This is a genomic window from Thermaerobacillus caldiproteolyticus (assembly GCF_013761245.1).
In the GTDB taxonomy this organism is placed as follows: domain Bacteria; phylum Bacillota; class Bacilli; order Bacillales; family Anoxybacillaceae; genus Thermaerobacillus; species Thermaerobacillus caldiproteolyticus.
This window is the reverse complement of record NZ_JACDUT010000015.1, coordinates 22,401-37,486: the sequence shown is the minus strand read 5'-3', so window position 1 is coordinate 37,486 and position 15,086 is coordinate 22,401. Positions and strand designations below refer to the sequence as shown.

The 15,086-nt window shown below is 43.8% G+C and carries 13 protein-coding genes; 6 read left to right on the top strand and 7 right to left on the bottom strand.

The features are described 5' to 3' along the window. From HNR31_RS16710 to HNR31_RS16690, 5 genes are all read right to left on the bottom strand, one after another. Positions 1–831, bottom strand: coding sequence for an FAD binding domain-containing protein (locus HNR31_RS16710; protein WP_181557322.1), 831 nt, complete (start codon positions 829–831; stop codon positions 1–3). After that, positions 818–3,142 carry a xanthine dehydrogenase family protein molybdopterin-binding subunit gene (locus HNR31_RS16705; RefSeq protein ID WP_181557321.1) on the bottom strand — a complete coding sequence of 775 codons (2,325 nt, stop codon included), beginning with the start codon at positions 3,140–3,142 and terminating at the stop codon, positions 818–820. Before HNR31_RS16705 ends, HNR31_RS16710 begins: the two co-directional genes overlap by 14 nt. Next, entirely contained in the window at positions 3,139–3,786 is a 648-nt protein-coding gene (locus tag HNR31_RS16700) for an NTP transferase domain-containing protein (protein WP_181557320.1), read from the bottom strand. The genes HNR31_RS16705 and HNR31_RS16700 overlap by 4 nt, the downstream gene beginning before the upstream one ends. Further along, positions 3,783–4,823: an XdhC family protein gene (locus tag HNR31_RS16695; RefSeq protein WP_181557319.1), complete on the bottom strand. Its 1,041-nt coding sequence runs from the start codon at positions 4,821–4,823 to the stop codon at positions 3,783–3,785. The genes HNR31_RS16700 and HNR31_RS16695 overlap by 4 nt, the downstream gene beginning before the upstream one ends. A 519-nt stretch (positions 4,824–5,342) precedes the next feature. Continuing rightward, complete coding sequence (locus HNR31_RS16690; RefSeq protein ID WP_220129589.1) at positions 5,343–6,362, bottom strand: NADPH:quinone oxidoreductase family protein; 1,020 nt, start codon at positions 6,360–6,362, stop codon at positions 5,343–5,345. A 106-nt stretch (positions 6,363–6,468) separates the two neighbouring features. Here HNR31_RS16690 and HNR31_RS16685 point away from each other — a divergent pair, with 106 nt between their 5' ends. Further along, positions 6,469–7,062, top strand: a complete 594-nt coding sequence (locus HNR31_RS16685; protein WP_181557317.1) for a TetR/AcrR family transcriptional regulator — start codon at positions 6,469–6,471, stop codon at positions 7,060–7,062. Between the two features lie 62 nt (positions 7,063–7,124). Here the strand turns inward: HNR31_RS16685 and HNR31_RS16680 are convergent, their stop codons facing one another. Both HNR31_RS16680 and HNR31_RS16675 read right to left on the bottom strand, forming a co-directional pair. Beyond that, on the bottom strand, positions 7,125–7,298 hold the full coding sequence (locus tag HNR31_RS16680; RefSeq protein WP_181557316.1) for a type II toxin-antitoxin system antitoxin: 174 nt from the start codon (positions 7,296–7,298) through the stop codon (positions 7,125–7,127). A 15-nt stretch (positions 7,299–7,313) separates the two neighbouring features. Then, complete coding sequence (locus HNR31_RS16675; protein ID WP_181557315.1) at positions 7,314–8,156, bottom strand: SPFH domain-containing protein; 843 nt, start codon at positions 8,154–8,156, stop codon at positions 7,314–7,316. Between the two features lie 852 nt (positions 8,157–9,008). Here HNR31_RS16675 and hutP point away from each other — a divergent pair. The 5 genes from hutP (at position 9,009) to hutG (ending at position 14,997) form a co-directional block, all read left to right on the top strand. Further along, positions 9,009–9,458, top strand: a complete 450-nt coding sequence (gene hutP / locus HNR31_RS16670; protein ID WP_181557314.1) for a hut operon transcriptional regulator HutP — start codon at positions 9,009–9,011, stop codon at positions 9,456–9,458. A 106-nt stretch (positions 9,459–9,564) separates the two neighbouring features. Continuing rightward, the gene (gene hutH / locus HNR31_RS16665; RefSeq protein WP_181557313.1) at positions 9,565–11,088 is read left to right on the top strand and encodes a histidine ammonia-lyase; all 1,524 of its coding nucleotides are present in this window, start codon (positions 9,565–9,567) and stop codon (positions 11,086–11,088) included. A gap of 21 nt (positions 11,089–11,109) precedes the next feature. Next, a complete protein-coding gene (gene hutU, locus HNR31_RS16660; RefSeq protein ID WP_181557355.1) occupies positions 11,110–12,783 on the top strand; it encodes a urocanate hydratase in 1,674 nt (557 codons plus the stop codon). 47 nt (positions 12,784–12,830) lie between these two features. Continuing rightward, positions 12,831–14,057, top strand: coding sequence for an imidazolonepropionase (gene hutI, locus HNR31_RS16655; RefSeq protein WP_220129594.1), 1,227 nt, complete (start codon positions 12,831–12,833; stop codon positions 14,055–14,057). Next, positions 14,035–14,997, top strand: coding sequence for a formimidoylglutamase (hutG, locus tag HNR31_RS16650; protein WP_181557311.1), 963 nt, complete (start codon positions 14,035–14,037; stop codon positions 14,995–14,997). Before hutI ends, hutG begins: the two co-directional genes overlap by 23 nt. The last annotated feature ends 89 nt before the right edge of the window (positions 14,998–15,086 follow it).

Genomic DNA, 15,086 nt, shown 5'->3' with positions numbered 1-15,086 from the left:
TTATTCTCCCTCCAGTTCAGTGATGATGTCAAAGAGCGTATGTTTTAGCACAAAGAGGCGATATTGTGCTGACCCTTCAATATCGTCTAAAATTGGACGGGGAAGGTGTTGAAGGGCTTCGTCAATTCGTGTATTGACCGGAAGTTGCTGATTTAAGCGCTCTTCGACCGCTTGGGAGCGGAACGGAAATGGGCAGACGCCGCTGAATGCCACCCGGAGTTGCCCATCTTTTTTTAATGCTGCCACCGTCACAAGCGGATACCCGACTTCTCCTTGTTTTCGCCTTTTTATGTGGGCATATGGAAGAGATAAGTATGTCTGTTCCGTTTTCACTTGAATGAGAAATTCGCCCGGTTGTAATTGCATGTGCTGTTGAAATACTTGATGGATCGAACGTTGTTGCACCCCGTCCTTTCCGGCAATGACGACTTCGCTGTCAGCGAGCAATAAAGGCAATACTGCCTCTCGATAAAAAATTTGTCCGCAAATATTTCCACCTAATGTAATTTGGTTGCGTGCCGTACGGTCAGCGACTTCGCTTGCGGTTTTCGTTAATAGAGGAAAGGGGTTGGCTTCTTCGATGGTCGTTAACGATACACCGGCACCAAGAACAAGCTGCTGTTGTTGAATGTCGAGAACTTGACATTCGGGGATTTGTTTGATGTCAATGACCGCATCAGTAAAGACGAGATGGAGTCGTGAGAGCGTAATGATTTCCGTTCCTCCCGCATAATACATCGGTTTTTTTCCCTGTTGTTGTAGTGTCTGAAACAATTGAATGGCTTCGTGAATCGATGACGGCTGGTGATACGTAAAATCAAATGGAACCATGATGTTCCCCCTTCTTTTTTCGCCAAATCAGTTCAGGAACAAGAGGGAGTTCATTCAGGGGCACTTCGGCAGCGACTGATAAGGCGTTCGCTAATGCAGACGGCATTCCAATGAGTCCGTGCTCACCGGCGCCGCGGGCTCCATACGGAGCATCAATTTGCGGTGTCTCGACAAACTCGACAATATACTCTGGATGCTCTCCGAAGCGAAGCAGTCGATATGTTCGTAGCTGCGGGTTCAACACTCTTTCATATCGGTCAAAGAGGAACGTTTCGCGGCTTGCCCAGCTAAGCCCCATGCTCATTGCCCCCATCACTTGCCCGATGGCTGCTTTTTCATTGAGCACTTTTCCAATATCAATGACGGAAACAGCTCTGATGATTTTATACGTGTAATCTCGTTTATCGAATTCGATTTCGACGGCTTGCGCTCCGACCGTCCATTCCGGTCCTGGTTTTCCTGCGCCAGTTTCTTTATCTAAATACGTTAAATGTCTTAAAATGTAATTGCCTCGTCCGATGATTTGCCCGCCGATGGCGTTTCCGTTCGGATATTTGTAACCGTAGGCGATGTCTTTTATATTGACATAAATGGCTGGGTCGTCCCGTAAAAAAACTTTTCCGTAGCCGACTTCTAAGTCTTCAACGGACGCGCGCAATACGATAGATGCAATTTCTTTTAGCTGACGAATCGCATCGTCTGCCGCTTTCAGTACGGCTCTTCCTGCCATAAATGTGCCGCGGCTCGCTACCGTTTTCCAATGTTCAGGGGTTGTTTGCGTATCGACTTCCATCTTCACATGAATGTCTTTTATATCCATTTTCATCTTTTCGGCAAGTATTTGTGCAAGAATCGTTTTTGTCCCAGTGCCAATCTCGACAACACCGGAGATAAGGTTAATGCTCCCATTTGGGTTAAATGTTAAAATAGCTCCGGAACTAGCGTCTGTATCAACAGTTGACGTTTTCCATATGCAACTAACTCCTTTGGCACGAACGGTCCGTGCATCGATTTCGATACGCTGCCAATCGTCCCAATGAATCAATTCGCGCAATCGTTCGATGCATTTTGGTAAATTGCCAACGTTGCTGTTGTTTAAAAGAACTTGTGTCGGTGTCGTGTGGCCGGGGCAGATGGCATTTTTCATCCGCAATTCTAGACGGTCCATTTGTAACTTTTCTGCTAATAAATCCATCGTTCGTTCGATCGCAAATGAGAGCTCTCCATGACCGAATCCTCGGAATGGGCATGCATACGGATGATTGGTATATACACACAATGAATCGCACCAGACGTTTTCAATATGATAAGGGCCTGTGCAATCAACAGCACCAGCGCGGCTGACATCAATCGCTTTATCAGAATAAGCGCCTCCATCAAATAAATAAAGAATTTCCGCTGCTTTTAAGTAACCGTCATTCGTACAGCCAAGTTTGACGGTAGCTTCCAAACCAATATGAACTGGCGAAGTAATAATGTCATCTTCTCTTGTATTCCAGACGCTCACTTTTCTCCCACCGACGGCTTTTGATGCTAAGTATGCTAGAAGTTCTAATTGAACAGGAGTTTTCCCGCCATAAGCGCCGCCGACGAGCGGAGTGTGGACAATCACTTTTCCGACATCTTCGCCAAAGTATGAGCTAATCAGCTTTTTTATCATAAAAGGTGATTGGGAAGAAGCATAAATGATAATGTATCCATCTGGGAGAATTTCAGCGGTAGCGCATCTTGTTTCCATCGCTGCATGGTCTGATGGGGAAAAGGAAAAGCTTGCCTCCACGACGACATCGCTTTCTGCCCAGCCTTTTTCCATATTGCCTTTGCGAATTTTCGTGCGGTGAGCAATATTTGTGTTGGGTTCAGGATAAATCCCGCGTCCTTTTTGATAACTTCCTAGTTGCTCATGGATTAGAGGTGCTCCTTCTTTTAACGCTTCACGAGGTGAGCCGACAACAGGAAGAGGTTCATAAGTAATTCGGACAAGATTTGCAGCTTTTTCCGCTTGAACAAGCGTATCCGCCACAACAACGGCAACAACCTCACCATGATAACGCACTTTTTCAAAGGCAATTGGGGGACGGTCAAGCAAGTCTTCTCCGGTAAGCGGCAGCCCTTCTCCTGTTACAATCGCCCGTACCCCTGGAACAGAGAGCGCTTTTTCGATGTCGATCGCCTGAATGTTCGCATGGGCATAAGGGCTTGTAACAAGTCTAGCGTGCAAGGTTCCTGGGGTAACATAGTCATTTGTATACTTCGCTGCGCCTGTTACTTTATCCCACGCTTCTTTGCGAATGACGCTTTTTCCAATCATATTGAGCTGGTACCTCGCTTTCTTTTCAACTCAGTGGTGGCCAAAAAGTAGTCTTGTTTTGTATCAATATCCAAAAAATAAAGGGGGTCTTCGTATTCAAGCCTCATTCCTTTTTCTTTCCACTGTTTACGAATGAGTTTTCGTGCTCCTTCATCTTCCTTTAGTTGCAGCAAAAGTGGAAATGTTTCAGCAGAAAATAAAGTGGGCGGCATCGGAATTCCGTTATGTGTGACGGTGATATAAGGAAGAGGACAAGATTCATAGTAAAAAATTAATTGGTTAATCATGTGTTCCGTTATGAACGGCTGATCAGCCAGCAGTATGATTACCGCTTCCGCGCGTAGTTGGTATGCTTGCTTTAAGCCGCACTTTAAAGAGTAAGATTGCCCGTAAGATGATCGCGGGCATGCAACGGAGCTCCACTTTTCAAGCAAAGGATGTGCAAATAATTCGGGAGCAATCCAATCCAGAGTGTCACCTTCTCGTGTAACGATTACGACGTGATAAAGATTGGAGTGCAGAGCCTTTTTTAATGCCATGCTCCCAAGCCTCTCTTCTTTCAACGGAAGCATAAGTTTATTTGTTCCCATTCGCGAGCTTTTTCCAGCAGCAAGATAAATACCGATAATTCGCCGTTTCGTCATAACAAGGCTGTCCTTTCCTTTGAACCGTTTCGTAGCGTATGAATGATCTCGGCTAACACACTAATTGCGATTTCTTCAGGTCCACGAGCGCTGATTGCCAATCCGATTGGTGAATGAAGGAACGGGGGAATTACTTGATTACCCAGTAAGCGTTCCGTACGTCTTCTTGGACCTAAAATTCCTAAATAATATAATTTTTTATTGATTAGTAATGAAAGAATTTCTTGGTCCCGCCGAAAATGGTGCGTCATAATAACAACAAAATCGTAAGGAGTCAGAGAGAGTTTCGGGACGATCTCTTCTGGAAAACCGATCATCAATTGGTCGGCGTCAGGGAAATGCTCCCTATTACATAAAGCAGGACGCCAATCCGTTACGATGATGAGAAACCCTAGTTGATGAGCAAAGGAGACGAGCGGTTTTGTGTCTGGATTAGCTCCGAAAATAATAAGCCGCGGTTTTGGCCAGTAATGGTGAATGTAAAAGGGCATGTCTGAAATGGTTTGAATCCCGCTTATTGCTTTAAAAGGGATCGATGAATGTAATAAATCTCTTAGCTTCTGCGGTATTTCTTCTTTCCAGCCGCCAAATGTCGAGCCGCTCTCTGTTAAAAATAAAAGATTTTTTTCATCAGACTGAGCGGTTAATTTTCTCGCGAGCAGCACGCGCTCTCTTCGATCTAAGCGGTCCTTTAATGTAAGCAAATATTCTCGAAACTTTTCGTTAATCGGTTCCAAGAGGACGTGGATGATTCCGTTACATCCTGTTCCTTGTCCCCATGAAAGGTCATCTTCATGTTTCATATCGAAAACAAACGTTTTCGCACATCCTTCCCGCAATACTTCCTGCGCTTTAATTGCCAAATCTTCCTCAAGACATCCGCCGCTTAGCAATCCAATTTGCGTTCCATCATCCTGAAACAACATGCAAGCCCCTTCTTTGCGATAGGCGGAGCCCTCAACGTGAATGATGGTGGCCAAAACGCTTTTCGTATTTGATTCGCTAATAACCTTGAGGACACGGTAAATATCATCCATTTTTTTCCCTCCTGCTTCGCTATTTCATTGTATTAAGCGGTTTGCGTGTATATGTACTGCGATTGATTTTTTTCTGTTCGTTTGTGAACTTTTATGGATTTATGCATGGCAAAATTCAAATGACAACGCTGGTGTCATGAGCTTCGGATGGTTTTCAAGACGGCAACACGTCTATAGTTAAAAAGAAGGAAAGTTGGTGCTGAACAGCCGCTTTGTGGCGGTAGAAGATGTGAAGCATTTTGTCAAAGTATTCGTAGTTTGTTTCAGAGGTGAAAGATTTTTTGTTCACGGAAAAAATGAAGGGGAAAAAGAAGTGGGAAAAATCGAATGAAAGATTTCCTTTTGTTGAAAGGGGAGACGATTGGTTATCGGAAAGGGGGGACAAAATTGCAGAGTAATTAGTAAAACATAATATCAATGCGCTATTGCGTTTAGGACGTTAAATAGCTTCTATTTCTAAATGAAAAGAGGGGGGCACGGATAATCAGCCCCCTGATTTTATAAATTTTTCCACTGTATTTATGATAGCTTTACAACCGTTCTGCCGCGTAGTTTGCCTTTTAGAATATTCGATAATGCATTAGGAAGTTGTTCAAGAGTGATTTCTTGTGCAATAGATTCTAGTAATTTATCAGGTTTTAAATCAGTGGCCATGCGTTCCCAAATTTGTTTTCGTAATTCCATTGGGCAATAGACTGAATCGATGCCAAGTAAGTTGACTCCGCGAAGGATAAATGGGAAGACGGTTGTTGGAACGTCTGTGCCCCCTGTTAGCCCGCTGACAGCTACGGAGCCGTTATATTGGATTCTACTAAGGATAGAGGCAAGGGTTCTTCCGCCAACAGGGTCAACGGCTGCTGCCCAATATTGCTTATCTAACGGACGGATCTGTTCTAGACAAACTTCTTCACGAGAGATGATTTCTTTTGCACCGAGCTCGCGTAAATATTCATGTTCTGTTTCTTTGCCTGTGCTTGCGACAACATGATAGTTTCGCTTTGCTAACATGGAAACAGCGATACTTCCGACCCCGCCAGTAGCTCCTGTAACGAGTACTTTTCCTTTTTCAGGAGATAAGCCGTTTTCTTCTAAGCGGTGGATAGACAATGCCGCTGTAAACCCTGCCGTTCCTAAAGCCATTGCTTCTTTGAGTGTCAGCCCTTTTGGAAGAGGGACAATCCAATCTCCGGGAATACGGGCATATTCGCTGTAGCCTCCGTAATGCGACACGCCGATTTCATAGCTCGTTGCAATGACTTCGTCTCCTTCTTTAAAGCGCGGGTCATTAGAAGAAGTGACAATGCCAGCTAGATCGATACCCGGGATAAACGGATATGATTTCACAATTTTTCCGTTCGGAATGCACGCTAGTCCATCTTTATAGTTGACACTAGAATAAACAACTTTAATGACGACATCTCCTTCTGGAAGATCATTCATGGAGACGGTTTGGACATTCACTGTAAAATCTGTCTCCGTTTTGTTCACCACTAACGCTTTGAATTGGTTCACTTGACATCCCCCTCTTCGATTTTTCATATTCTTGCCTATAACGATAACAAAATTATTCTGACCGGTCAAAATATTTTTGTCGTCACAAATTCATGTATAATAGCGTTATGATTGAAGTTCGAGGGGTGTCTTTATGAAGAAAAAAGCAGAAGAAAGGCGAGAACAAATTTTAAGGGCTGCTTTTCAGGCGGTTTCAGATAAAGGATACGAAACGGTTACATTACAGGATATTGCTGATTATGCAGGTGTAAGCAAAGGGGTTACGAATTATTATTTTGAAAATAAGGAAGATGTGTTTTTAAGCTTGTTAGAATGGGTGACGGATCGCATTTATCAGCATGAGTATAAGGAGGTTAGTCAGCAAACAGCAGCGGTAGAAAAATTACAGGCATACATCCATTCGGTTTTTATCGATCCGGAAAAGAATAAGAAGTTTTACAAAGTGTATCTTGACTTTATGGCTCAAGCTAGCCGAAATCCACAATATCGACAAATTAATCTCAAGTTTTATGAAAACTGTTGGAAAATAGGACGCGACATTGTTGCGCTTGGACAAAAAGAAGGAACATTTTCATCGGACATTGATGTGGATACAGCTGCAAAAATGATTCGATCAATCATCGATGGTTGTCTCATTCAGTGGTTAATGCGTGACGAGGACCAGCTTCATGAGTTTTATAAGAATACTTGCTATGATATGATTTTGAAATTTTTGCTACCTCGCTAACACTTCATATCCTCACACATAAAAACCCCCGCTCTTTACAACAGAGCAGGGGCCTTAACTTCTTATTCATCTGTTTTCTTTTTGTCTTTCTTCAAGCGTCCTTCACGCCGCGCGGCATCACGCAACAAAAATTCGATATGAGCGTTTACGCTGCGAAACTCTTCTTGTGCCCAACGTTCAATGATTTCGTATAGTTCAGGGTCAATTCGTAATGGGAAGCTTTTCTTTTTTGCCATATCACTCCACAACCATTAATATAAACTTCCGGTATTAATGACCGGTTGGGTAGCGCGTTCAGAAACGATCGCGACCAATAAGTTATTGACCATATTCGCTTTTCTTTCATCATCTAACTCCAAGATTCCTTCCTTGTCAAGCTGCTCAATCGCCATTTGTGCCATGAAAACGGCTCCTTCCACAATTTTTTTCCGTGCCGCCAAAATCGCTGCCGCTTGTTGTCGCTGTAGCATGGCACCTGCGATTTCAGGGGAATACGCAAGATGGCTGAGACGAGCTTCCACCACTTCCACACCGGCAACAGTCAGCCGTTCTTGTAATTCTTTCGCTAATACTTCAGAAATCACATCGGCATTTCCTCTTAATGTAATCTCATGATTTTCAAATGTATCATAAGGATATTTCGTAGCGACATGACGAATGGCTGTTTCACTTTGAATTTCGACAAACTTTTCATAATTTTCTACATCGAAAATGGCTTTTGCCGAGTCGATGACCTTGAATACGATGACCGCAGCGATTTCGATCGGATTTCCTTCGACATCATTGACTTTTAGCGTGCTGCTGTTAAAGTTGCGAACACGGAGAGAAACGGTTTGGCGAATTGTTAATGGAATTGTAAGAAATAATCCGCTATCACGAATGCTGCCTAAATAACGGCCAAAAAATGTTACGACTTTTGCTTGATTAGGCTGAACGATCGAGATGCCACTTGCTAATATCATGGCCAATACAATAGAGAAAGCAGCGATACCGATTGCTTCATGGAGAATGCTCAGTATTGCCCCTCCTAATAAAGCTGCAATGAAGATAATCCCAACAAAACCGTTGATATACCACGCTTTTGTTTCTTTCATAGTAACCCCCACCTTAACATCAATTTTATATCATTATGATATCATTATTTCAAAAATATGTAAATAGTAAATGAGCATTCAAAGCAAAATTTTTATGAGAGGTAGAAGTAATTGCTTTTGTTGCAGGTATTATATTAAAAAAGCCGAGAGACTTATCTCTCGGTTATAAAACGATTGCTTTGCGATTTTTGCAGGAATGATTGGTACCCATAAATAATAACGGCATACGAAAGAAAGGAAAGAAAAACATGGATAGGTTTAAAGTTGACTAATTTATATACTTTGAGTCGTTGAAAGAGAGCTGTTAAAGGATAGGCGAATGTGTAATCCATCATTGCATTGGTTATAAGGTATAAACAAAACTTACCGTACGTAAAATGAAAAATCCATATGGTTCCTACGAAAAAAGGACCAAAAATAAAGCTTAAATCATTCGTAATTTTTCGTTTCATGCTTCCTTGCACTGTCCACCATTTATATGGAATCGACAACATGCTCATCAATACTACCAATAATGACGTAAAGAAGGACACGGGAAGAAATCTCTTTAAAGAGTTTTTTGGTAAAAAGAAAACGGTAGACCAAGACAAAATGATAAGACTTGCTCGGATGAAAGTCGGTAACATTCTCAATTTCTCCTTCCTTCTCTTATACCATTATGTTGTCAAGAAAAAGCAGTATTATTCTTGCGTATGCAAACAACATAGCTAATTGCTGCTTTAGTTTATTACCAAATCACCATATTAATTTTCTAAAATATGGCAAAAAATGTTGACAATAAAAAAGTCAAACCATACAATAACAATAAGCTAATAGTTTATTTTGAAAATTACAAAAATAGGTGCGGATGTCATGCTTAAGCAAGCAAAAGGAAGAATTGGACGAAATGCGGTATTGCTCGCTATGTTGGAAGAAGAGGAAGAAGCAGAAATCACTACCCATTTAGATGCGCTAGAATGGCGCTACTGCAAAGGAAAAGTTGGCTCGATGGAACTGCAAAAGATTGTTTCTTCCATTGAAACAGCCGCAAAACGAAACAATGTGGTGAACAGTGAGCTATATCGGGAAATGCATGCATTATATCACGCGATCATTGAAGCGGTGCAAGGCGTAACGAGAGGACAAGTGGAGTTAGGAGATTTAATGAGAACGGTCGGTCTTCGTTTCGCCGTTGTGAGAGGAAAACCGTATGAAAACGATGAAGAAGGGGAATGGATCGCTGTTGCCTTGTACGGTACGATTGGCGCGCCGATTCGTGGATTAGAGCATGAGACGATTGGATTAGGAATTAACCATATGTAAAGCCTATAGTTTTTAGTTCAGTAGGAGGCTGTGTATCGCAAACAAAACATGTTGCGGATACAGCCTCCTTCTTTATTTCTCTAATGCGAGAGAGGATGTGCAGATCATGGTCGTGTTAACAGGTCATACATTAACGTTGGAAGAAGTGAAACAGGTATTGTACCGAGACGAACTTGTTATTGCCTCGAAAGAAAGTATGGAGGTGGTTGAAAGAAGCAGAGGAGCAGTCGAAGAAATCGTTGAGAATCAAAAAATTGTTTATGGCATCAACACAGGATTTGGAAAGTTTAGCGATGTGTTAATTCATGCGGACGATGTAGAAGAATTGCAATGGAATTTAATTCATTCGCACGCGTGCGGTGTGGGGGAGCCGTTTCCAGAAGTGGTATCTCGTGCGATGCTGCTTCTGCGCGCGAATGCGCTTTTAAAAGGATATTCGGGCGTTCGTCCAGTCGTCATTGAACGGTTATTAGATTTGCTGAATGCGAAAATTCATCCGGTCATTCCGCAGCAAGGATCACTTGGAGCAAGCGGTGATCTCGCTCCGCTTTCCCACTTGACTCTTGTGCTTTTGGGGGAAGGGGAAGTGTTTTACCGCGGACGTCGGCTACCGGCGATCGAAGCTCTAGCCAAAGAGGGAATCGCTCCGCTTACGTTAAAGGCGAAAGAAGGATTGGCGCTGATCAATGGAACACAAGCGATGACAGCGATGGGTATTGTCGGTTATTTGGAAGCAGAACAGTTAGCATATGAAAGCGAAGCGATTGCTGCACTAACGTTCGAAGGATTACGCGGAATTATTGACGCGTTTGATGAGCGTGTTCATTTGGCACGTGGCTATAACCAGCAAATCGAAGTGGCGGCAAGAATCCGCGATTATCTAGCAGACAGCCAACTGACGACAAGACAAGGAGAATTGCGCGTACAAGATGCCTACTCTCTTCGCTGTATTCCGCAAGTACATGGAGCGTCATGGCAAGCACTTGACTATGTGAAAGAGAAGTTGGAAATCGAAATGAATGCGGCAACGGACAATCCGCTTATTTTTGAAAACGAGGCGAAAGTGATTTCTGGAGGCAATTTTCACGGACAGCCAATTGCGCTGGCGATGGATTTTATGAAAATTGCCATTAGTGAACTAGCGAACATTTCCGAGCGTAGGATTGAACGGCTTGTGAATCCTCAACTGAACGATTTGCCGCCGTTTTTGAGCCCGGCTCCTGGACTGCAGTCGGGGGCAATGATCATGCAGTATGCAGCCGCTTCACTTGTGTCGGAAAATAAAACGCTCGCTCATCCAGCAAGCGTCGACTCCATTCCGTCTTCAGCGAATCAAGAAGACCATGTGAGCATGGGAACGATCGCGTCCCGTCACGCTTACGCGATTTTGCAAAATACAAGACGGGTGCTCGCGATTGAACTCATTTGTGCGATGCAAGCCGTGGAGTATCGCGGCGTTGAGAAGATGGGGACAAAAACGCGAATGTTTTATGAAGCCGCACGAAAGGTTGTACCATCCATCACAAAAGATCGCGTCTTTTCCAACGACATTGAAGCTGCGGCGCGATGGTTGAAAACGCTTGATTGGCCCGCGTTTGTGAAAAAAATGACAACTACTAATCAGCACTAACAAAAAGGAGGAAAAATGATGATGAGCCAAACAACTTCACGCAATATTAAAGCAAAAAAGGGGCTCGAATTAGAATGTAAAGGCTGGGAGCAGGAAGCTGTTCTCCGCATGCTGTATAACAATTTAGATCCAGAAGTAGCGGAAAAACCGGAAGATCTCATTGTATATGGAGGAATAGGAAAAGCAGCGAGAAATTGGGAAGCGTTTGATGCAATTGTAAAAGCCCTAAGAGAACTTGAAAAAGATGAAACTCTTCTGATTCAATCAGGGAAACCGGTCGGCGTGTTTAAAACCCATGAGCGCGCCCCACGAGTGCTTCTTTCTAACTCTGTCCTTGTACCTAAATGGGCGTCTTGGGAGCATTTCCATGAGTTAGATAAAAAGGGATTAATCATGTACGGCCAGATGACCGCGGGTAGTTGGATTTACATCGGTACACAAGGCATTTTACAAGGAACGTATGAAACGTTTGCGACTGTGGCGGAACAACATTTTGGTGGAACATTGAAAGGAACATTAACGCTCACGGCTGGATTAGGCGGGATGGGCGGTGCGCAACCGCTTGCGGTTACTATGAATGAAGGGGTAGTCATTGCTGTTGAAGTCGATCCAAGCCGCATTCAAAAGCGGTTAAATACGAAATATTGCGATTGCATGACCGATTCGTTAGATGAAGCACTTCTTTGGGCATATGAAGCAAAAGAAAAAGGAAAACCTCTGTCCATCGGACTTGTCGGCAATGCCGCAGAGGTTCATCATGAGTTATTAAAACGTGGAGTGAAAATCGATATTGTTACCGACCAAACATCGGCTCACGATCCACTCAATGGCTATATTCCAGCAGGAATGTCGCTGGAAGAAGCGGCAGATTTACGAAGAAAGGATCCAAATGAATATATGCGTCGTGCGAAACAAAGCATGGCAAAACATGTGGAAGCGATGCTTGAGTTTCAAAAGCGCGGTGCGATTGTGTTCGACTATGGCAATAATATTCGCCAAGTCGCAAAAGATGAAGGCGTCGAAAATGCATTCGCGTTTCCTGGATTCGTTCCCGCGTATATCCGCCCGCTTTTCTGTGAAGGAAAAGGACCGTTCCGTTGGGCAGCGTTATCGGGAGATCCTGAGGATATTTACCGGACAGACGAATTGATTAAGGAGCTGTTTCCGGAAAACAAAGCGCTCATTCGCTGGATTGAGATGGCACAAAAGAAAGTAGCGTTCCAAGGGCTTCCTGCGCGAATTTGTTGGCTCGGTTACGGTGAGCGCGTAAAAATGGGGCTTGCGATGAATGAACTAGTGCGCAAAGGAGAGCTCAAAGCGCCGATCGTCATCGGTCGCGATCATTTAGATTGCGGTTCAGTTGCCTCGCCAAACCGCGAAACGGAAGCGATGAAAGATGGAAGTGACGCTGTTGGGGATTGGGCTGTATTGAATGCTCTTATTAATACAGCGGCTGGAGGTTCCTGGATTTCGTTTCATCATGGTGGCGGCGTAGGGATGGGCTATTCGTTACATGCAGGTATGGTTATTGTGGCTGATGGTACCGATTTAGCGAAAGAACGCTTAGAGCGGGTGTTAACGACAGACCCTGGCATGGGAATTATTCGCCACGCAGATGCTGGCTATGAGCGCGCCATTGAGGTAGCGAAAGAAATGAATATTACAGTCCCGATGTTAAGGGGGAAAAGTTCGTGACCAGACATTTCGATACGCTTATTGTCAATATCGGTCAGCTTCTAACGATGGAAGGAGATGGCCCAGCCAAAGGGGAACAAATGAAAGCTCTCCTTCTTCTAGAACATGCGGCAGTAGGCATCAACGATGGAAAAATCGCGTTTATCGGCAAAAGCGAAGAAGCAAAAAGTTTTCATGCCAATATCGTAATCGATGCGAATGGAAAGCTTGTCACACCAGGACTTGTTGATCCGCATACCCACCTTGTTTTTGCTGGTTCCAGAGAGCATGAATTAACATTAAAACAGCAAGGTGTCCCCTATTTAGAGATTTTAAAAAGAGGCGGCGGTATTTTATCAACGGTGCAAGCGACAAGAAAAGCAAGCGAGGAAGAGCTTTTCACAAAAGCGAAGTTTCATCTTGATCGAATGTTGTCGTACGGAGTTACAACGGTCGAGGCAAAAAGCGGATATGGCTTGGATGAGGATACCGAACTAAAGCAGCTGCGGGTAGTAAAGCGTCTGCAAAACGGACATCCGGTTGATCTTATTTCGACATTTCTTGGCGCGCATGCGATTCCGCCGGAGTATAAAAACAATCCGGACGATTTTCTTGAAAAGATGTTGCGGTTGCTTGATACGATTCAAAAAGAAAAGTTAGCCGAGTTCGTCGATATTTTTTGTGAAACAGGTGTGTTTACGGTAGAGCAGTCCCGCTCTTTTTTACAAGCGGCCAAATCGAAAGGATTTGATGTGAAGATTCATGCCGATGAAATTGAACCGCTTGGCGGAACGGAATTGGCAGTTGAATTAGGAGCGGTCAGCAGTGATCATCTTGTTGGTGCATCAGATGACGGCATCGCGCGACTTGCCGGTTCGGATACGATTGCCGTGCTGCTTCCGGGCACTTCATTTTATTTAGGAAAAGAAAAGTATGCTAGAGCGCGGGAAATGATTGAAGCAGGTGCTGCTGTGGCGCTGTCAACTGATTTTAATCCGGGCAGTTCGCCTACAGAAAACTTACAGTTTATTATGTCGCTTGCAGCATTGAAGTTAAAGATGATACCGGAGGAAATTTGGCATGCAGTGACTGTCAATGCTGCTTATGCGATCAATCGCGGAGAAGAAGCTGGACGAATCGTCATCGGCAGAAAAGCAGATATTGTGATTTGGGATGTGCCGAATTATGCTTACATTCCGTATCATTATGGCGTGAACCATGTCAACACTGTATTAAAAGCGGGGAAAGTGGTAGTAGAAAGGGGCCGAAGCGATGCAACCATTTCGGTTTCTTAAAGAATCAGGAAAAGCGGTGTTTCAAGACCGCTATGTAAAAAAAGCGAGTGAAATGTTGCATACATGGGACGGAAACCAAGCAGGGAGAATCGGTATTATCGGTGCCCCTCTGTCAAAATCGTCTATCAGTCACTCAGGGGCAGCTTTTGCTCCCGGCGCGATTCGTAAAATGCTCTCTTCCTACAGCACTTATTCCATTGAAGAAGATATTGATTTGTCAGATTCGGTGATTACCGACTATGGTGATATTGTGATGCATCCAACGGATATTGTTGAGTCGCAGAAGCGCATCGCTGAAACAATTGAACAACTTGTTGCCGTTCATCCAGATGTGTTATTCATCATCCTTGGCGGTGATCACTCCATCAGCTTTCCTGCTGTGAGTGGATTTCAGAAACACTGGAGGAAGGTCGGCGTCATTCAATTTGACGCCCACCATGATTTGCGCAATTTGGATGACGGGGGGCCGACGAATGGAACTCCGTTTCGAAGTTTAATCGAATCCGGTACGATCAAAGGGAGCCATCTTATTCAAATCGGCATTCGCGATTTTGCGAATAGTAAAACTTATACGGAATATGGAAAAAGACACGGTGTTTCTATCTATACGATGAAAGATGTTCGAAATCGAGATATAAAAGAGATTATTGAGGAAAGCGTTCAACAGCTTGAAAGAGAAGTGGATGCCATTTATATTTCGGTTGATATGGACGTTCTTGATCAAGCGTATGCACCAGGTTGTCCAGCGATTGGTCCAGGAGGAATGGACAGTGCTTCCCTATTAGATGCGGTAGCCTTATTGGGGGAATACGAGATTGTGAAAGCGATGGATATTGTCGAAATTGACCCGACAATCGATTTTCGCGATGTGACAAGCCGCACAGCCGCATGGGTAATCATGCAGTTTTTAAAGGGAAAGAAAAAAGCGGGATGGGTTTAATAAAGATATGTAGAGAGGGGCTGACTCATAAGTGTCTGACCCACAGTATTTAACGAACTAAACGCGTATTAAGTTATGGGGTCTGCCAC

Excerpts from the sequence above, each read along its gene's own strand:
- HNR31_RS16710 (WP_181557322.1), bottom strand. The coding sequence starts at position 831 with ATGGTTCCATTTGATTTTACGTATCACCAGCCGTCATCGATTCACGAA.
- HNR31_RS16705 (WP_181557321.1), bottom strand. The coding sequence starts at position 3,142 with ATGATTGGAAAAAGCGTCATTCGCAAAGAAGCGTGGGATAAAGTAACA.
- HNR31_RS16700 (WP_181557320.1), bottom strand. The coding sequence starts at position 3,786 with ATGACGAAACGGCGAATTATCGGTATTTATCTTGCTGCTGGAAAAAGC.
- HNR31_RS16695 (WP_181557319.1), bottom strand. The coding sequence starts at position 4,823 with ATGGATGATATTTACCGTGTCCTCAAGGTTATTAGCGAATCAAATACG.
- HNR31_RS16690 (WP_220129589.1), bottom strand. The coding sequence starts at position 6,362 with ATGAAAAATCGAAGAGGGGGATGTCAAGTGAACCAATTCAAAGCGTTA.
- HNR31_RS16685 (WP_181557317.1), top strand. The coding sequence starts at position 6,469 with ATGAAGAAAAAAGCAGAAGAAAGGCGAGAACAAATTTTAAGGGCTGCT.
- HNR31_RS16680 (WP_181557316.1), bottom strand. The coding sequence starts at position 7,298 with ATGGCAAAAAAGAAAAGCTTCCCATTACGAATTGACCCTGAACTATAC.
- HNR31_RS16675 (WP_181557315.1), bottom strand. The coding sequence starts at position 8,156 with ATGAAAGAAACAAAAGCGTGGTATATCAACGGTTTTGTTGGGATTATC.
- hutP (WP_181557314.1), top strand. The coding sequence starts at position 9,009 with ATGCTTAAGCAAGCAAAAGGAAGAATTGGACGAAATGCGGTATTGCTC.
- hutH (WP_181557313.1), top strand. The coding sequence starts at position 9,565 with ATGGTCGTGTTAACAGGTCATACATTAACGTTGGAAGAAGTGAAACAG.
- hutU (WP_181557355.1), top strand. The coding sequence starts at position 11,110 with ATGAGCCAAACAACTTCACGCAATATTAAAGCAAAAAAGGGGCTCGAA.
- hutI (WP_220129594.1), top strand. The coding sequence starts at position 12,831 with ATGGAAGGAGATGGCCCAGCCAAAGGGGAACAAATGAAAGCTCTCCTT.
- hutG (WP_181557311.1), top strand. The coding sequence starts at position 14,035 with ATGCAACCATTTCGGTTTCTTAAAGAATCAGGAAAAGCGGTGTTTCAA.